General features: G+C 69.6%; 13 protein-coding genes. 8 read left to right on the top strand and 5 right to left on the bottom strand.

The window, feature by feature from the left end:
• Nucleotides 1-48 precede the first annotated feature (48 nt).
• Nucleotides 49-258, top strand: coding sequence for a hypothetical protein (locus B1H19_RS04020; protein ID WP_083103002.1), 210 nt, complete (start codon nt 49-51; stop codon nt 256-258).
• A 233-nt stretch (nt 259-491) separates the two neighbouring features.
• Here B1H19_RS04020 and putP read toward each other — a convergent pair whose 3' ends face one another.
• Complete coding sequence (gene putP / locus B1H19_RS04015; RefSeq protein WP_083102999.1) at nt 492-2,018, bottom strand: sodium/proline symporter PutP; 1,527 nt, start codon at nt 2,016-2,018, stop codon at nt 492-494.
• Nucleotides 2,019-2,420: 402 nt separating this feature from the next.
• On the opposite strand from putP, the gene B1H19_RS04010 reads away from it, so the two are divergent.
• The 4 genes from B1H19_RS04010 to B1H19_RS03995 all read left to right on the top strand — a co-directional run bounded on the left by B1H19_RS04010 (nt 2,421) and on the right by B1H19_RS03995 (nt 5,684).
• Entirely contained in the window at nt 2,421-3,152 is a 732-nt protein-coding gene (locus B1H19_RS04010; protein ID WP_083102996.1) for a sulfite exporter TauE/SafE family protein, read from the top strand.
• 220 nt (nt 3,153-3,372) lie between these two features.
• Entirely contained in the window at nt 3,373-4,149 is a 777-nt protein-coding gene (locus B1H19_RS04005) for a GNAT family N-acetyltransferase (protein WP_083102994.1), read from the top strand.
• A gap of 105 nt (nt 4,150-4,254) precedes the next feature.
• On the top strand, nt 4,255-4,788 hold the full coding sequence (locus B1H19_RS04000) for a GNAT family N-acetyltransferase (protein WP_083102991.1): 534 nt from the start codon (nt 4,255-4,257) through the stop codon (nt 4,786-4,788).
• A gap of 149 nt (nt 4,789-4,937) precedes the next feature.
• Nucleotides 4,938-5,684: a phosphotransferase family protein gene (locus tag B1H19_RS03995; protein WP_083102989.1), complete on the top strand. Its 747-nt coding sequence runs from the start codon at nt 4,938-4,940 to the stop codon at nt 5,682-5,684.
• A 310-nt stretch (nt 5,685-5,994) separates the two neighbouring features.
• Here the strand turns inward: B1H19_RS03995 and B1H19_RS03990 are convergent, their stop codons facing one another.
• Genes B1H19_RS03990 through B1H19_RS03980 form a run of 3 tightly spaced genes read right to left on the bottom strand, consistent with a single transcriptional unit; the run spans nt 5,995 to nt 9,221 of the window.
• Nucleotides 5,995-7,521: an NHL domain-containing protein gene (locus tag B1H19_RS03990; RefSeq protein WP_083109417.1), complete on the bottom strand. Its 1,527-nt coding sequence runs from the start codon at nt 7,519-7,521 to the stop codon at nt 5,995-5,997.
• A gap of 31 nt (nt 7,522-7,552) precedes the next feature.
• Complete coding sequence (locus B1H19_RS03985) at nt 7,553-8,068, bottom strand: hypothetical protein (protein WP_083102986.1); 516 nt, start codon at nt 8,066-8,068, stop codon at nt 7,553-7,555.
• A gap of 55 nt (nt 8,069-8,123) precedes the next feature.
• The gene (locus B1H19_RS03980; RefSeq protein WP_083102984.1) at nt 8,124-9,221 is read right to left on the bottom strand and encodes a hypothetical protein; all 1,098 of its coding nucleotides are present in this window, start codon (nt 9,219-9,221) and stop codon (nt 8,124-8,126) included.
• A 430-nt stretch (nt 9,222-9,651) separates the two neighbouring features.
• Between B1H19_RS03980 and B1H19_RS03975 the strand changes: the two genes are divergently transcribed.
• Nucleotides 9,652-10,371, top strand: a complete 720-nt coding sequence (locus tag B1H19_RS03975) for a hypothetical protein (protein ID WP_083102981.1) — start codon at nt 9,652-9,654, stop codon at nt 10,369-10,371.
• Between the two features lie 67 nt (nt 10,372-10,438).
• Nucleotides 10,439-12,286 carry an FG-GAP-like repeat-containing protein gene (locus B1H19_RS03970; RefSeq protein ID WP_083102979.1) on the top strand — a complete coding sequence of 616 codons (1,848 nt, stop codon included), beginning with the start codon at nt 10,439-10,441 and terminating at the stop codon, nt 12,284-12,286.
• A gap of 194 nt (nt 12,287-12,480) precedes the next feature.
• On the opposite strand, the gene B1H19_RS03965 is transcribed toward B1H19_RS03970, so the two are convergent.
• Entirely contained in the window at nt 12,481-12,795 is a 315-nt protein-coding gene (locus B1H19_RS03965; RefSeq protein WP_083102976.1) for a hypothetical protein, read from the bottom strand.
• A gap of 170 nt (nt 12,796-12,965) precedes the next feature.
• On the opposite strand from B1H19_RS03965, the gene B1H19_RS03960 reads away from it, so the two are divergent.
• The gene (locus tag B1H19_RS03960; protein ID WP_083102973.1) at nt 12,966-17,546 is read left to right on the top strand and encodes a cation-translocating P-type ATPase; all 4,581 of its coding nucleotides are present in this window, start codon (nt 12,966-12,968) and stop codon (nt 17,544-17,546) included.
• The last annotated feature ends 11 nt before the right edge of the window (nt 17,547-17,557 follow it).

Raw genomic sequence — 17,557 nt, 5'->3', positions numbered from 1 at the left:
GCGCCACGCATTGCGACCCACCATTACCGAGGAAGGACGCTCAACAGCATGAGCAACACGCCCCGCATTGAGACCCGTGAGATAGCCGACGACGACCTCGACAGCGTCGCGGGTGGTCTCTCCGTCAGTGGCTCCGTGGACGGCCTGACCGCCACGTTCGCCCCGGGCCCCAATGGCATCCCGATCCTGACCGGCGGCTCCGTCAAGTCCGTCAGCCTCAAGGTCTCCGACATCCCCCTGGGCCCGCTCCACGGCTGAGATACAGCTATAGCACGGTGCTCATCCACCGGGCCCTGGAACCACTCCCAGCCGTCGTGGGGTGATGCAGAGTCCTGTGTGACGTCGGCCTTCAAGACCCGGTTGCGGTCGTGGAGGCCGACATTGCCGTATACGGCGGCTGACGATGTCTGCGCGGCAAAGGGGAGCGCAAGACGCCGCACAGCTCGGCCCGTTGTGATGGCCGATCGCGGCGCGTGGCGGAGCCGGCCGGATCAGCCGGTGCGCACTCGGGAAGGGCCCCTCTTCTCCATTGAGCCCGACCAGCGGCGCAACGGGGGTCGGCCGACGAACCTTCCGAAGAGCAGCGCCGCCGCTGTGGCTGCGAGCACGCCCGGCACCATCTCGTAGACGCCCGACCGAAGCGGCCCGAGGAGCGGGTCGATGTGCTTCCACATGACGACGGTGACGGCCCCTGTCACGATGCCGGCCATGGCCCCGGCCCGCGTCACGCGTGGCCAGTACAGCGACAGCAGAATCACCGGACCGAAGGCGGCACCGAAGCCCGCCCAGGCATACGCGACGATGTCGAGTACGGCGCCGCCGCTGAGCGCGATGACATACGCGACCATCGCGACGGCCACCACCGCCACGCGAGCCGCCAGCACCATCGACGCGTCCGAGGCTTGCCGTTTGACGAACGCACGGTAGAAGTCTTCGGTGAGGGCCATCGCCGAGACCAACAACTGGCTGTCCGTCGTGGACTTGATCGCAGCCAGCACGCCGACCAGGAGGACTCCGGCGACCCACGGATTGACCAACTGGGCGCAGAGCGCGATGAATACGGTCTCCGGTTTGTCCAGCGGATGGTCGAGCGCGGCGATCCCCACCAGTCCAACGAGCGAAGCGCCTGCCAACACGGCAGCCACCCAGCCCACACCGATACGGCGGGCCGCGGGGATCTCGCACGTGCTGCGGATGCTCATGAAGCGGACCAGAATGTGCGGCTGGCCGAAATAGCCCAGCCCCCACGCGAGCAGGGAGATCACCGTCACGGCGGTGAGCGGCTCACCAGAGCCCCACCGGCTGCCGTCGAAGCCGGCCTTTGCGCCCATGTCCAACAGGGACGGGGTCTTGTGGACGAGCACACCGTGCAGCGCGCCGAAGCCGCCCAGCAGCCCGATGCCGATCGTCGGGAGAGCCACGGCGGCGCAGAACATCAGCGCAGCCTGCACCGAGTGCGTCACACTCACGGCACGGAAACCGCCCAGGACCGTGTAGACGACGATCACCACGGCGAAGACCGTGAGCGCGAACTCGAAACCGCCTCCGAAGATCCCCTCGAACAGCACGCCCCCGGCCAGGAGGCCGCTGGCAACGTAGACGGTGAAGAACACGACGGTGACGGTCGCCGAGACCAGACGCAACATCCTGCTGCCGTCCTCGAACCGCTCCTCCAGATACGCCGACAGCGTCTTGGCGTCACCTGCCAGCTCGGTGTACGTACGCAAACGCGGGGCGATCAGACGCCAGTTGAGGTACGTGCCGATGACCAGGCCGACAGCAATCCACGTGGCGCCGATCCCGCCTGCATAGACGGCCCCGGGCAGCCCCAGGAACAGCCACCCGGACATATCGCTGGCCCCTGCGGACAAGGCCGCCACCGGTGCGCTGAGTCGGCGCCCGCCCAGAGCAAAGTCGGAGAACGTCAAATCATCCTGGTAGGTCCAGATACCCGCAGTCACCATGGCGAGCAGGAATATCCCGAATATGATCATGACCGGTACGATCAGGGATGTCACCACTGCTCCTCGGTGCAGGCACTTCCACGCGTTGCGGGAGCCCCCGGGAGAGCCCACGGTCGGCTTCCCGGAGCTGGAAGGCTCCGGCGCGAGCTGACAATACGGATCCGCCTTCGGTAGCAACACCCCCTTTTTCAAAGGTTCTTGACAAAGTCGTCCCTCGTCCGTCGTCGCGCCCTGAGGCAGGACCAGTCACCGGGACCGCACGCGCTGGTCCGCGCGGAGAAGCCGGAGGCGGTCTCCGGGCAGGTGCGAGCCGACAGAACCTTTCACGGGGGCAGTGGTGCCCCGCGGTCGCGGCCCTCCAAGATTCCGCTGCCGCCGCCACAGCCATTGATCATTGCTGCCCGGCGGACGGAAGCTGTACGGGATCACTCTTGAGAACCCCGTAAGGAGCCGTCCATGACGAGCGGTTGGGCAGCCGATCTCTTGCTGGGCGGCATCGTCTTGTCGGGCGCGTCGGTGCAGTGGCTCACGGGTATGGGGTTCGCGCTCGTCTCAGTTCCTGCACTGGTGCTGGTTCTTGGCCCGGCCGAGGGGGTGGTGCTGGCCAACTGTGCTGCCGGTGCCATCAGTTTGGCGGGGCTTGCCGGAGGCTGGCGCAGGGTGCGGCTGAGTGCGATGGTTCCCCTGGTCGTCGCGTCCGCATGCACGGTCCCTGCCGGCTCATGGGTGGCCGCTTGTCTGCCCGAGCCCGTGTTGTTGATGGTGATGGGCGGTCTGGTGAGCGCGGCCGTGCTGCTGGTGATGCGGGGCGCCCGGGTGCCGGCTCTGCGTGGAGTCCGCGGCGCACTGGCTGCCGGGGCAGCGGGTGGATTCATGAACTCTGCGGCCGGGGTGGGCGGGCCGCCGGTGTCTCTGTACGCCCTGAACGCGGGCTGGACGGTTCGGGATTTCGTACCGAACGCGCAGTTCTACGGGGTGGTGGTGAACGTATTCTCCGTTGCGGCCAACGGCGTTCCGCACTTCCGCGCTCCGATCTGGGTCCTGGTCATCGTCGCGATGGCGGCCGGTGCGGCGATCGGGAACGCGCTCGCGAAGCGCGTGCCGGAGCGACGGGCTCGGCTGCTGGTGCTGGGGCTCGCACTGGCTGGCGGTCTGACCACGGTGGCAAAAGGAGTGCACGGACTGTGAACTGCTCGATGCGTTCGGCGATGCGTGCCGCGTCCGGGCCGGGGCCGGGCCGACGCCGAGGTCGGGATCCGCTGCCACAGCTCCTGGATCCACCAGTTGCCGGGCAGGGGGGTGTCTCTCGGTGTTGCCGACGCTGAGCGGTCACGGCACTCGTGGGGAGCCGGGCCCGTCCCGCTCATTTCCCGTTGCCGCGTGCGCCTCGTGGTGGTGAAGTGAGCGGATGGATCAAGACAGGGTGCTGGCGATCTTCGATCGTGATCTGCGGCAGGGTATCCGGGCCGATGGGCCCGGAGCCCGGGTCGACCGGGTGGGCGGCGTGGTACGTCATGTGGGCGCGAACGCCGACGGCTGGAACGGGGTGGTTTGGTCGGACCTGGACGACGGCACGGCGGACGTCGCGATCGCGGAACAGGTGGAGTACTTCGCCTCGCTCGGGCACGGATTCGAGTGGAAGCTGTACGGGTATGACCGGCCGGCCGACCTGTCCGGTCGGCTGCGGGCGGCGGGTTTTGTACCCGAGCCCGAGGAAACGGTGATGGTCGCCGACATCGAAGAGCTGCCCACGAGCGTGGAGCTGCCGGAGGGTGTCCGTCTGCTCCCGGTGACTGATGCTGCCGGGGTCGAGCTTGCGGTGGCCGCTCAGGAGCGGGCGTTCGGCGAGGCGCGGCCTTACCACCGGCAGCTTCTGCTCGGTCAGCTGGCCACGGGTATGCCGCCCGCGGTCGTCGCCATGGCCGGTGAGGTGCCGGTGAGCGCGGCGCGGATGGAGCTGCACCCGGCGACGTCCTTCGCGAGCCTGTGGGGCGGGGGCACCGTGCCGGAGTGGCGCGGCCGTGGCGTCTACCGGGCCCTGGTCGCCTTCCGCACGCGCATTGCCGCCGAACACGGCTACCGCTACCTCCAGGTCGACGCATCCGACCGGAGCCGTCCGATCCTGCGGCGGCTCGGGTTCGTACCACTTGCCGTCACCACCCCGTACGTGCTCACCCTCGAATGACAGGCCCGGAACCCGGAGCCGGCCGGCGGAACCTCGGATCCGGGAGCGGCGGTACGGCGAGCGCCGATTACCGATGAGGTGGGTGCGTTCGGCAGGATGGGTGCCATGACCGAGATCCGCACCCCCCGCCTGCTGCTCCGTCGCTGGCATGACGACGACCTCGCGCCCATGGCCGACATCAACGCGGACCCGCGGGTCATGCGTTGGGTCGATGACGGTTCGGTGCGCGACCTGGACCACACGGCAGAGGACATCGAGCGGTGGGAGGAGGAGTGGGAGGAGGAGGGCTTCGGCCTCTTCGCCATCGAACTGCTGGCCTCGGGTGAGCTGGCCGGATTCACGGGACTGTCCGTGCCTGAGTCCCTGCCGGAGCTTGGGCACGCCGTGGCGATCAGCTGGCGGCTCGGCTCACAGTTCTGGGGTCAGGGATACGGGTCCGAGGCAGCCCAAGCCACGCTGGAGTTCGCGCTCCAGGACCGTGGCCTCGACCGCGTCATCAGCATCAGCCGGTCGGGCAACCGTGCTTCCGAGAACGTCATTCGCAAGCTCGGCATGGTGCTGGAGCGTGAGACGGCACACCCGGTCTACGGATTTCCGCTGCGCGTTCACACCATCGACCTCACCGAGTACCAGGCCTGAACAGCCCAGCCGTCGGATCATGACGAGACAGCCGATCGCTGCGGTCGGTGCCGTGCATGAGGCCGCCGGGTGGCGGGACGCGGTCAGCCGCGCCAGCGCACGCGATAAACCCGGCGACGATCGAAGGTCATCCCGGGATACTGGCTGCCATGGATGAGGTCAAGGTCGTCGTCGCCCATTCCGAGCGCGCGACCCTGCGCGTCGGCGACATGTTCCTGAAGGTGGACGCCGATCAGGTGCGCATCGACGTCGAGGTCGAGTCGATGGCCCTGGTGCCGGTCCCGACCCCGCAGGTCCTGTGGCGCCAGCCGCCGGTGCTCGCGATCGCCGCGGTCCCGGGGACGGCGCTCGGCCGCCTCGGCGAGCCGTCGACCGCATCCCCGGCGGCGTGGGCCGCGGCGGGTGCCGCCATCCGGAAGCTGCACGACGCGCCGTTGCCGCCGTGGCCCGGCCGGGGCGGCCGGGGCCGCGACGAGTTGGCGGCGGATCTCGACGGCGAGTGCGAGCGGCTCGTGACGAGCGGCGTCCTGCCCGCCGACTTGGTCACCCGCAATCGTCACGTCGCCGAGGCCGCGCTCCGGCCGTGGACTCCGGTGTTCGCGCACGGCGACCTGCAGATCACTCACGTGTTCGTTGACGGCGACGAGATCACGGGCATCATCGACTGGTCCGAGGCGGGCCAGGGTGATGCCCTCTTCGACCTCGCCACCTTGACGCTCGGACACGAGGAGCACCTCGGCGACGTCGTCGCCGGCTATGGCACCGACGTCGACCTCGACGTGATCCGCGCATGGTGGTCGTTGCGCAGCCTGCTGGCGGTTCGCTGGCTGGTCGAGCACGGCTTCGACCCGTTCGCGCCGGGCTGTGAGGTCGACGTGCTGAGATCCCAGATGTGAGGCTGCGCGGGCCGACTGCCGCGAGTGCGTCCTGACGCATCGAGCAGGCCATCTCCTGGGGCGCATTGCCTGCCCTCACTCACTGTCGACACAGTGTGGTGCGGAGTCGTCGCCAGCCCCTCGACTGCCCCAGCCGAGCGCGTGACACGATTGTGCGCGGCCTTCCAAAGGACGGCGGCGGGGTCGAGCAGCCGGCAGACGACGGATTTCGGCTGCTGTGAGGTCCACGAGGTCGGGTGTGTCGGCCTCGACACCCTCTTTTCCGGATTCCGACGGGTCCGGGGCGAGTTCGCCCCGGACCCCTCGTGCGTCACACGGGGAGCAGGTGCCACTGCCGGTCCCGGTGGTCGCCCTCCGCCCGGTGCTGCTTGATTGCTGTGCGGGCGTTGGTGTCGACGCGCAGGAGCAGACCGCTGTTCCGGTTCGCGATCTCGTACACCGGCGGGGTGTCGGTCGCGGAGCTCACCGGGATCAGCCTCCACTGCTGGTGGTGGGCGTCGTCACCCTCGTAGGAGCGTTGCGCGACCACCGCCCCGGCCGTCTCGTGCGCTCCGGCGATCTCCAGGACCTTGCCGCTGCGCACGTTCTCGATCGTGTACAGGACGTCGCCGTTCTCCTGGCCCGCGACGATCAGCCGCCACCGCTGGTGGTCCCTGGGGGTGGCGAGGGACTGGTGGATCTCGACCCCGTCCTTGGTGGACTCACGCTGGACCGCCATCCGCAGCCTGCTGCGGACGTTGGCCCAGGAGACCACCGTGCCCGAATCGGGCAGCCCGGCCCTCTTCGGCAACGCGACCTTCCGGACCCGGTGGTTGGCGTGGTCGGCGATGTAGAGGGTGTTGGCGCGGTCCACAGCGAGCCCGATCGGTTTGTTCAGCTGGGCCGAAGTGGCCGGGCCGTCGTCACCGTCGGAGCCCGCGGTGCCCGTGCCGGCGACCGTGCTGATCTTCCCGTCGGCGGCGACCTTCCGGACCCGGTGGTTGGCGTAGTCGGCGATGTAGAGGGTGCCGATGCTGTCCATCGCCACCTCGAACGGTGTGGCCAGCTGGGCCGAAGCGGCTGGGCCGTCGTCACCGTCGGAGCCCGCGGTGCCCGTGCCGGCGACTGTGCTGATCTTCCCGTCGGCGGCGACCTTCCGGACTCGGTGGTCTTCGGCATCGACGATGTAGAGCTCGCCCGCGCGGCCCACCGCCACTCCGCGCGGGCGGTTCAGCTGGGCCGAAACCGCTGGACCGCCGTCTCCGTCGGATCCCGCGATCCCGGTCCCCGCGACCGTGCTGATCGTCCCGTCCGTCGTGATCTTCCGAACTCGGCGGTTGTTGTACTCGGAGACGTAGAGGGTGCCGGTGCTGTCCACCGCCACCCCGCGCGGGTCGTCCAACTGGGCGGCGGTGGCGGGGCCGCAGTCACCGCTGAAGCCCTTGGTCCCGGTGCCCGCGACCGTGCAGATCTTCCCGTCGGCTGCGACCTTCCGGACCCGGTGGTTCTCGGAATCGGCGATGTAGACGGCGCCTGCGCTGTCCACCGCCACCCCGCGCGGGAAGTTCAGTTGGGCCGAGACGGCGGGGCCGCAGTCACCGCTGAAGCCCTTGGTGCCCGTGCCGGCTACCGTGCTGATCGTCCCGTCCGTCGTGATCTTCCGAACCCGGTGGTTGTTGAACTCGGAGACGTAGAGGGATCCGGTGGAGTCCACCACAACCCCGAACGGGCGTTGCAACTGAGCCGAAACAGCAGGCCCGTTGTCCCCTGCGAACCCAGCGACCCCGGTCCCCGCGACCGTGCTGATCGGAGGGGCACAGTCCTCGCTACCTGTGGTCGCCTCGTGGGCAGTGCTCATCGTCATCCCTTCAGCGTTCACTGACCGCCTGCTACGAGCGGTTGTCGTTGGAGGCGGACGGTTTCTCGGCGGTCGCCGTGGGCGCCTTGGGGGGCTCCGCCTTGGGGCTCTCCGGGGCCTTGGGGGCCTTGGTGAAATCGCTCTTCTTCGGCTTGCTCTCCAGGTCCTCGTCCTTCTGGAGGCCGCTGTGCTCCGTCACCGTGGAGCTCGACTCCTGCATGCCGGCGGACGCCGCATGGGACACCGAGCCGGGGTTCTGGGCGTACTGGGCCTGCGTGCCGGCCGATTCCTGGGTGGTCTGGATGAAGGAGCCGAGGAAGCCCAGGATGGCCCGTGCTTCGGGCGACGTCTCCTGCACGACCTTCGCGCGGGCGTTGGCCCCGTGGATCGAGTTGTTGAACAGGCTCGCGCTCGTGTCGTCGTATGTGTCGTCGTCGGCGTCCTCGAAGTCGACGTCCGCGCCCGGCTGCGGCTTGGCGCCGTCGGTGGTTACGGAGAACAGCCCCGCGCTCCTGCTCGCGGAGCCGAAGATGTTGTCGAACACCATGGTGGTTACCTCTGGTTGTCGTCGTGGCGGCGTCGTGGTGGTGTCGCCCGCCCGGTCATGGCTTCTTGTACAGCTCTCGTTCGCTGCCGGTCAGGCTCTCGCCGTCGAACATCGTGTGGTGGACCTCCAGGGCGGAGACGACCTCGGCCAGTCCCTTCATCCGGAAGCCGCCGCCCGCCAGGTCGATGTCGCCGATGTCGCGGGCGACCAACTGGTCGAGGCCGGGGTAGTCCCCGGGCTGCGGGGGAGACTGGACCGCCACCGGCACGTCGTACTTCACCGCGATCAGTCCGGAGAAGGTCACCGGGATCTCATAGGAGTATTGCTTGTGAGTACGCCGCTGCGTGACGATGGTCTCCACGCGGGAGTTCGGCGGTACCTCGCCGGAGATCTGCGATTTCGAGGCCCAGCTGGTGGTCAGGGATCCGCCGACGGTGGCCGTGATGCCCAGCGCCAACTGGGCGTTGAGCGTGGCGGTGCCGGTGGCGCTGCCCGTGGTCGTGAACGCCACCGAGCTCGTCAACGAGTTCGTCGCGGAGTTCGCCACCGAGTTTGTCGTGGCCATCTCGGTGGCGTTGGCGTTGTCCACCCCAATGTTGTCCTTGCTGTTCTTGTTGGTCATGGTGTTCGCGTTCTTGTTCGCCATGTCGTTCTTGAGCTGCGTCTGGAGTTGCGTCTGGAGGTCCAACCGGAGCTGGTTCTGCAGTTGCAACTGGAGCTGCGCGCTGACGCTGCCGCCGAAGGTGAGCCTGGCGTCCCCCTGGAGCGACCACGTGACCCCGTTCGACACGGTGAAGTCGACCGAGTCAGTGAAGTTCATGTTGGACGTCTGACTGCGGTTGACATAGGCGCGCGAGGAGAACGTGTCGGGCGGGGGCTGGCTGATGTTGCGCCGCTCCTCGATCAGCGGCTCTCCGAGGTTCATGTAGGCGAGCCAGCCCAGTTTGAACGCGGAGCCGGGGAAGGCGCCGTAGCTCGACTTGTTCAGGGAGAACCCGACGGGCTTGTGCCGCACGCCGTAGTCGTCGACGTAGACCAGGTTGGGGTGGTCCAGGATGGACTGCCATGTCTGGTCGATATTGAGTTCCCGCAGATTCTTCTTCGTCAGTGGCTGGCGCTTGGCACGTTCCAGGTTGTACGCGTTGGAAGGCATTCCCCGTCCTCGACTGATCTGGTCGAACTGCGCTCGGTGAACGATCAAGCGGTAACAGGCAAACTGCGCATGTCCCGACAATCGAAATTACCGCGGGCTCCATCACTCAAACGGTGACTTCTTGTATTCACCCAATCGGGTGGTCAAGGTTCGGTGGCCATTCTCAACTCGCAGGAGCTGCCGGTAAGTTGAAGCGCTGCCGATCACCCGACCAGTGACTTTCCGGCAGCCTTTCCTGCGAGTGCTGTGGCCTCGATCGTTGACGTGGGTGCGTTGACGTTGGTGAGGGTATCCGATTCGGCCAACCAATCGTTTTTCGGACTCGACTTAATCGAGGGCGATTGAGCCTGCAGTAATTCCGCGCGACAGAGCACTGAACTGAACACCCGACGCGTTGTTCTCCACATTCAGAACAGGTGAGGTTTCCGCGATGTACACCCAAGAGCGCACGGCAATGTCGAATTTGGTGGTCGGCGGCCCGGTGGCGGTGAACAGCTACGACAACGCAATCGTGGCGGCACTGCTCGAAAACCGACCGGTCATGCTCGTCCACGCCTTCAACGGCGGCTACCTGCGGCCCGCCGACCTGAAGGAGGAGAGCCACGACAAGGGTGTCCAACTGGCCACCGCGCTCGACCCGGACACCAAGGAAGCGCAGGGCCACCTCTGGTACGTCACCCCCGCCGGCTTGTTCGGGCAGCGACCGCTGTACTTCATCGAGAGCGCCGCGGGCCAGGTGTCGCCCGAACCCGCCGGTGGGGACGAAGCCGACGCCGGACGCGGCGACGACGGCGCGCCGAAACCGCAGCGCAGGCGCATCACCGTCCACCAGGAGGCTCCCAAGAGCACGGCCGACACCGTCCAGGTGGGCCTGCCCGACAAGGTCGGAGACAAGTGGCGCGGGAAGAACGGCGCACCCGAGGACACCCAGCTCTGGGTCGTCACGGTGACGCCGTGGGGTGGGATCACCTTCGTGCCGATCACCCACCCCGACGCCATCCTCGGGTTCAAGGACCATGCGGTGACGGCCGACAGCGAGGTGCGTCTCACCTACAACTGGGGTGGGGACTTCACCGGGACGGTCATCAACACGTTCTACCCGCGGCTGCCCAGCGAGTGGAGCGTTCCGTACCACCACGTCTTCACGTGATCCGCGGCCACCGTCGCGCCGAACCCGTCCCGAGCCAACGCCCGCACCGCCTGGAAGAGGCACCACGATGCCCGTGCCCATCGAAGAACTGAAGCTGGAGATCGTCAACGCCGCCACGGGGAAACCCCTCGGCGCCGAGGCAGCGCCGAACGCGGACGGGGCGCTCGTCGTCCGCGACTTCCCCGATGACGGCCCGAACCCGGAACAGTGGCAGCTCGCCCCCGTGCAGGCCGCGCAAGGCGAGGAAGCAGAGGACAACCAGGCATATGTGATCCGCAACGCGGTCAGCGGCCAGGTGCTCGACGCCCCCGCCGCCGCGGGCCGCGCCGTTCGCCAGTGGGACGCCGCCGACGGCAATCAGAGCCAGCAGTGGCACGTCGTCCCCGTTGAGGGCGAAGCGGGCCGCTACTTCATCGAGGGCGCGACCGACGGCACCGTCCTCGACCTCGCCGACCCCGGCGCGGACGACACCCGAGTCGTCCTGCGTGAGCACGACGACAGCGCCGAGAGCCAGCGGTGGAGGTTCGTCCCGGCCGAGCCCGAGCGCACCAGCGACCCCGTGCTGGGCTGGGCACTACTGGACCACTGGAACAGCCGCCGGTCCTGGCGGCTGCACCCATCGACCGCACTGCGGCCGGCACCCGGCGCGACGCCCTCCTTCAGCAATATCCTGCTGGTCCTGGAGCAGTTCGGGAGCAACGAGGACGCCGGGGAGTGGAAGAGCGAAGGGGCCACCTGCCTCCCCGGCGGGCAACCGGGCTGGTGGGCCGGGGCCGGTGCGCGGTTCCTTGCCAACACCACGGGAGCGGGGCGGTCGGACATCGTAGCGCTCAGGCCCGAGGAGGGGGCCGTGACGTCGTCCAGCAGGGGCGACGGCACGTTCGACGGCGAAGAGCGCGTGCTGCACCCACCCGTACCCTCCGCGAGCCCCGAGGACCTGTGGACTTTCGCGGACACGACGGGCGATGGCAAGGCCGACGTCGTCGTGCTCGCCGCCGACGGTGTCCGGGTGTCCCCTCAGGACGAGGACGGGACGTTCGCGCCCGCGGGCGGCGAGCCGGTCCTCAAGGCGTTCGGACACGGCGAGCAGGCCGGCGGTTGGCTTGCCGACAAGCATCCCCGCTTCCTCGCCGACACGACCGGTGACGGCAGGCTGGACGTGGTCGGCTGCCACGACGACGGCGTGTGGGTATCACTCCAGGACGAGGAAGGAAAGTTCGCACCCCTCGGCGACGAACCCGTTCTCCGGGCGTTCGGCCACGATGAGAAGGCGGGCGGTTGGCTTGTCGACAAGCATCCGCGCTTCTTCGCCGACACGACCGGTGACGGCAGGCTGGACGTGGTCGGCTGCCACGATGACGGCGTCTGGGTCTCGCTCCAGGACGAGGAAGGAGAGTTCGCCGCCCCCCTGTACGTCCTCGACGACTTCGGGGTCGACCAGGGGTGGAAATCGGTCGAGGAGCACCCCCGGTTCCTGCTCAGGACCACCGATGGCGGGACACCGGACATCGTCGGGTTCGGCCCCCAGGGCGTCGTCGTCTCACGCGGGCGCGGCGACGGCACGTTCGAGCCCTCGAAGCTCGTCCTGAACGACTTCGGGCACACCCAGGGGTGGACGAGCAAGAAGCACCTCCGTTTCCTCGCCGACGTCACCGGCGACGGCACCCCGGACATCGTCGGCTTCGGCAACGAGGGGGTCTGGGTGTCGCACAGCCGCGGCGACGGCCGGTTCGAGCAGGCTCAGCTGGTGTGCCGCGGGTTCGGGTACAACGAGGACGCCGGCGGCTGGCGGGTCGACCGCCACCCCCGCTTCCTCGCCGACATCACCGGTGACGGGCGCGTCGATATCGTCGGCTTCGGCGGCCCGGGGGTGTACGTGGCCCGAAACCTCTTCCGTCGCTTCAGGACCCGATAGCCCTCGGAGGACCTTCACGGCCGTATCACGGCGATTCGCCATGGGCGAGCCGGAACCCCTCACTCGGACCCGACGTGCAGCCTGGCGTGTCTTCGCCTGCGAGGCCGCACGTCGAGTCCCTCTCAGGCGTCGCCGGGAGCAGGCCACGAAGGGTTCTGGGTGATCCCGCAACGCCTGTCGGGCGGGTACGGGGGTCAGGCCAGCAGCCGGATGTCGGGGGAGTGGGCGTCGGTGGCGAGCGGCGCCGCGCAGTGCGCGCAGGTCTCGTTCCGCGGGCGGACCACGGTGCTCTGCGCACTGAACGACCCGCTCTGTGACCACCAGTAGTCGACGACGGAACGGAGTATCAGCCGGTCCTGCCTGCTGGTGACATCGAAGCCGCTGATACGTGCCGGGGCGGGATGTTCCGACCTCTCATCTCCCGTGCAGACCGCCTGTTCCTCGCCGTGCTCGAAGTGAGTGGTACGCCGAGTACGTCCGTAGCGGACGGGGCATGACGCGGCAGGCATGGCCAGGCGCTGGCTCAGCCGTGCGGCTGGTTGCAGCGGCTCTTCATCGCGAGCCGGAGCCACCGGAGCCACAGGGCTGGATCGGGGCGGTGAACAGGAACGATTGGGCAATCCGCGTCAAGATCCCCGTAGTAGGGCGTATGCCATGAATTTGGGGTCATTGGTTAAACATGGGTCTGGTCTTTCTGGCACGTCTTCCTCTTGCGGGGCTTGGCCTGGCGGTGAGTCTTCCTGCCCAGGCCGCGCTTCGGGGCCTTCCTGCGGCTGCTGCGGCAACCCGTTCGGCGGTCGATGTCGTGGCAGAGGGTGTTCGGGTCACGGAGGAGGTCTCGGCCGCGGCGATGCGGGCCGGAAGAGTGGTCCGTAACGCCGTGGTACCCGGTGCGGGCGTGTGGCAGGCGGGTTCCCGGGTGCATGTGGCGCTGCGGCAAGGTCCGGATGCGGCCGGCGCCGGCAGCGGCGGTCTGGAGTCGTTGGCGAGGCGGGTGGCGCTGGGGCTGAGGGAGCACCCGGAAGTGGCGAGCGCCTACTGGGACGGCGGTCTGGCTCGGCTTGTCATCCGGGTCGGCGAGGGCGAGGGCACCGGCTGGGTCGTGGGTGCGGTCTCGGAGCTGGCTGCCCGGTACGGGCTGGAGCGGTCCGAGGAGCAGGCGGGGGGATGTGCGCATCCGGGCGGGACCGACGAGGTGCGGTCGGAGGCGCTGGCGCTGGCGTGTGATGCGGTAGGGATCGCCACTGCAATGGCGGGGCTGATGGTGGGGGCCAGGAGGTCGCCTCGGCTGGTCACGGCGGCGGTGACGTTGTTGTGCGAGGGCTCACGACTGCGGGCGGTGATGCACCGTCGGCTGGGGCCCGCGGGAGCCGAGTGGGTGCTGGCTGCGGCGAACGCAGCGGTGCACGGCCTCGATCAGTCACCGACCGCACTGGTGCTGGATGCCGCCCTGCGGATGGGACAGTTGGTGGCGGCCGTGGCCCGTGGCGCCGCCTTCGATGCCGCGCACGACGCCCTGTGCGCATCGGATCGCGAGAGCGTGTCCGGAGGATGGTTCGGTCGGCCGCCGATCGGCCGGCCCGCGGCGCAGGAGTATGCGGACCGGGCCGTTGCCGGGAGCGTGGTGGGCGCCGCCGCGATGCTGTTGTTCACCCGTAGTGCGAGCCGGGCGGCTGAGGCGGTACTGGCGGGCTCCCCGAAGGCCGCCCGCTACGGCCCGGCGGCCTTCACGGCGGTGTTGGGCAGCGCGCTCGCCCACCAGGGTGTGCTGGTGCGCGACGACGAACGGCTGCGGCAGCTGGAGCGGGTGGACACGCTCGTGCTGCATCCTCAGGCACTGCACGGCCGTCGGCGGGTGGTGCTGGAGGTCCACCCCGATGTCGCGTCGTGGAGCCACCATCAGCTGTGGCAGGCGGCGGCCGCCGCGCTGGGCCGGCCGACGGTTCCTGTCGCGCCCACAGGCATGCCGGGGATCGAGTTGCGTCCGCGGCCCGGTGTCAGGGCAGGCGGCGGCGAGGCATACGGGACGGGCTTGATGATCGCCTCGGTGCTTGGTGCGGACATCGGCACCGTTCTGGTCGGCTGGGAACTCGATCCGTTCGCCGATGTGGTGCTGGACGCCGCACGACAGGCCGGGTTGCATGTGGTGATCCCCGGTGACGCCTCGCTGGGTGACTTCCTGACGCTGGCCGATGAAGTCCCTCCGGAAGACCGCGCGTTGACGGATGTCGTACGGGGGCTGCGCGAGCGGGGACGCGTGGTGGCGACCGTCGCCCGCGTACCGGCGGACGGCCCGGGGCGAGGAGAGTTGAGCGCGGCTGGGAGGGAGGCGCTGGAGGGGCTGCTGACCAGTGATCTGGCGGTGGCGGTCACCGATGAGGCCAGCGCGGTCGTATGGGGCGCGGATGTCCTGGCCCTCGATGGACTGGCCGCGGTGTGGCGGCTGCTGTCGGCCGTCCCCGCCGCACGCACCGCCGTCCGGCAGGCGAGGACCCTTGCCCGGGCAGGTGCCGTGCTGGCCGGTCTCATGGTCGTGACGGGCGCCTCCCGGCCACGGCGTGCTCTGTTCGCCCTGGGCCACCGCCTCAGTCCGGTCAACGCCGCCGCGGCCGCCTCGCTGGCGTCGGGATGGCGGTGCGCCGCCAGGGTTGTTGCCACGGCGGTGCCCCAGCCGCGGCCCCGAGTGCCCTGGCATGACCTGGAGTCCGAAGAAGCCGTCGCCCGGCTGGCCGAAACGCCCGCCGTCGCCCGCAGCCCGCTCATCACTGTGTGCACCGCCCTCAGCGGGAAAGCCGGGGCCCTCGTACGGCTGCCGGTGTTCGCCCCCGTACGTCTGTCGGCGCGTCTGCTCACCGCCGTCGCAGCGGAACTGGACGATCCGCTCACCCCGATCCTGGCTGTCGGCGCGGCGGCCTCCTCCGTACTGGGAGCGCCCGTGGACGCGTTGCTGGTGACCGGCGCGATAGGGGTCAACGCGGTCGTCGGCGGCGTGCAGCGGCTGCGTGCCGAGCGGGCACTGGCCACGCTCACGACCGGGCAGCGCCAACTGGCGCGTCGCTCCACCGGTAAAGACGGTATGCCGGCCCTCATCGACGCCGCCAAGCTCACGCCGGGCGATCGGATCGTGCTGCGGACGGGTGATGTGGTCCCCGCCGACGCCCGCCTGCTGGAGGCAAGCGCTCTGGAGGTGGACGAGTCCTCACTGACCGGTGAGTCGCTGCCCGCCGCCAAGCAGTTGGACCCGACGCCGCGGGCGGCCGTCGCGGACCGCAGCTGCATGGTGTTCGAAGGAACCACCGTCGTTGCCGGGCACGCCTGCGCGGTGGTGGTCACCACCGGCCGGCAGACCGAGGCAGGCAGGGCGGCTCATCTGGCGTCCCGTAGCGTGCCCGCAGCGGGTGTGCAGGCTTGTCTGCACGAACTGACCCGCAAGGTGCTGCCGCTCACCCTGGCCGGCGGGGCGGCGGTCACCGTCCTGTCACTCCTGCGTGGGCGGCCGGTGCGTGAGGCCGTCGGCGGCGGCGTGGCGGTTGCGGTCGCCGCCGTCCCCGAGGGGCTGCCGCTGGTGGCGACGGTGGCTCAGATGGCCGCGGCCCGCCGACTCAGCCGCCACGGTGTGCTCGTCCGCACGCCCCGCGCGCTCGAAGCGCTGGGCCGTATGGACACCATCTGCTTCGACAAGACCGGCACGCTCACCGACAACCGGCTCCGCCTGGTCCGTACGGTCGCGGCCGACGGCAGCGTGGCTGCGGCCGAGGACGTACGGTCCGTGCCGGTCGTGCGGGCCGCTGCCCGCACCTGCCCGCGGTACGCGGACGAGGCCGGCCACGCCCACGCCACCGACGAGGCCGTCCTGGCCGCCGCACCCCACGATCCGCACTGGACCCAGGCGGAGGGCCGGCCGTTCGAGGCCAGCCGCGGCTTTGCCTGTGCGACCGGTCATGACGCCGACGGCACACCGTGGCTCATCGTCAAGGGCGCCCCGGAAGTGATCCTGGCGGCATGCGAGGACGTCGACGAAGAGGCCCCCAGGGCGGCCCAGGCCCTGGCCGCCGCGGGCCTGCGCATGCTCGCCGTGGCACACCGTCGCCTGGTCCCCGACGGAACGGACTACGTCCTCGACCTGCCTCTCAAAGCCCTCACCCTGGTCGGCTTCGTCGCCCTGGCCGACACCCCCCGCACCAGCTCCCGGCCCCTGATCGCCGACCTGCGCAAGGCCGGGGTGCGCCCGGTCATGCTCACCGGAGACCACCCCCACACGGCCCGCGCGATCGCCCTCACCCTGGGATGGCCCGACGACGTCACCGTGACCACCGGAGACGCACTGGCGGCCCTGGACCGTACGGGACGAGCCCGCCTGCTTGCCGACTGCGCGGTCATCGCCCGCGTCGCGCCCGAGCAGAAGCTCCTCGTCGTCGAGGCCCTCCAGGAATCCGGACGCGTGGTGGCGATGGTCGGCGACGGTGCCAACGACGCCGCTGCCATCCGCGCTGCCGACATCGGCATCGGCATCGCCGGACGCGGCTCCGCCGCCGCCCGCAACGCCGCCGACCTGGTCGTGACCACCGACGAACTGACGCCCCTGGTCACCGCAGTCACCGAAGGCCGGGCCCTGTGGCGCAGCGTCGCCGACGCCGTCGGCATCCTCATCGGCGGCAACGCCGGAGAAGTCGCCTTCACCGTCCTCGGCACCCTCGTCTCCGGCACCCCGCCGCTGTCGACCCGTCAGCTTCTGCTGGTCAACCTGCTGACCGACATGTTCCCCGCCATGTCCGTCGCCGTCACCCCACATGACGAGCCTGCGGCCCCCCAGTCGCCGCCACCCGACGACGTGGCGCCCTCCCCGGCGGGCATCGCCGCCCTCGGAAAGCCGCTGACCCGGCAGATCCGCCGGCGGGGAACCGTCACCGCACTCGGCGCGGCCACGGCATGGCTGATCGGCCGCCTCACTCCCGGAACGGCCCGCCGCACCAGCACCATGGCCCTGTGCGGACTGGTCGGCGCACAGTTGGTCCAGACACTCGCCGGACGACACCGCAGCCCCCTGGTTCTGGCCACTGCACTGGGCTCTGCCGCCGCCCTGGCCGCCCTGGTGCAAACCCCCGTACTCAGCCACTTCTTCGGCTGCACACCCCTGGGCCCGGTCGCCTGGACGGGAGTGGCCACCGCCATCGGTGCTGCCGCCATCGGCCCCCGCCTCTTGCCGCCGGTCGAACGCCTCCTGACCGGCCTCGGCGGCCGACGCACCGCGGTAGCCTGACGCTTCGTCAA

Source organism: Streptomyces gilvosporeus (genome assembly GCF_002082195.1).
In the GTDB taxonomy this organism is placed as follows: Bacteria; Actinomycetota; Actinomycetes; order Streptomycetales; family Streptomycetaceae; genus Streptomyces; species Streptomyces gilvosporeus.
The sequence above is the reverse complement of the archived record's forward strand: the minus strand, read 5'-3'. Positions and strand labels throughout refer to the sequence as shown.

Bases quoted from the DNA above. Each gene is read 5' to 3' on its own strand.
- B1H19_RS03975 (WP_083102981.1), top strand. From the start codon at position 9,652: ATGTACACCCAAGAGCGCACGGCAATGTCGAATTTGGTGGTCGGCGGC.
- B1H19_RS03960 (WP_083102973.1), top strand. From the start codon at position 12,966: ATGGGTCTGGTCTTTCTGGCACGTCTTCCTCTTGCGGGGCTTGGCCTG.
- B1H19_RS03995 (WP_083102989.1), top strand. From the start codon at position 4,938: ATGGATGAGGTCAAGGTCGTCGTCGCCCATTCCGAGCGCGCGACCCTG.
- B1H19_RS03970 (WP_083102979.1), top strand. From the start codon at position 10,439: ATGCCCGTGCCCATCGAAGAACTGAAGCTGGAGATCGTCAACGCCGCC.
- B1H19_RS03965 (WP_083102976.1), bottom strand. From the start codon at position 12,795: ATGCCTGCCGCGTCATGCCCCGTCCGCTACGGACGTACTCGGCGTACC.
- B1H19_RS03980 (WP_083102984.1), bottom strand. From the start codon at position 9,221: ATGCCTTCCAACGCGTACAACCTGGAACGTGCCAAGCGCCAGCCACTG.
- B1H19_RS04005 (WP_083102994.1), top strand. From the start codon at position 3,373: ATGGATCAAGACAGGGTGCTGGCGATCTTCGATCGTGATCTGCGGCAG.
- B1H19_RS03985 (WP_083102986.1), bottom strand. From the start codon at position 8,068: ATGGTGTTCGACAACATCTTCGGCTCCGCGAGCAGGAGCGCGGGGCTG.
- B1H19_RS04020 (WP_083103002.1), top strand. From the start codon at position 49: ATGAGCAACACGCCCCGCATTGAGACCCGTGAGATAGCCGACGACGAC.
- B1H19_RS04010 (WP_083102996.1), top strand. From the start codon at position 2,421: ATGACGAGCGGTTGGGCAGCCGATCTCTTGCTGGGCGGCATCGTCTTG.
- B1H19_RS03990 (WP_083109417.1), bottom strand. From the start codon at position 7,521: ATGAGCACTGCCCACGAGGCGACCACAGGTAGCGAGGACTGTGCCCCT.
- B1H19_RS04000 (WP_083102991.1), top strand. From the start codon at position 4,255: ATGACCGAGATCCGCACCCCCCGCCTGCTGCTCCGTCGCTGGCATGAC.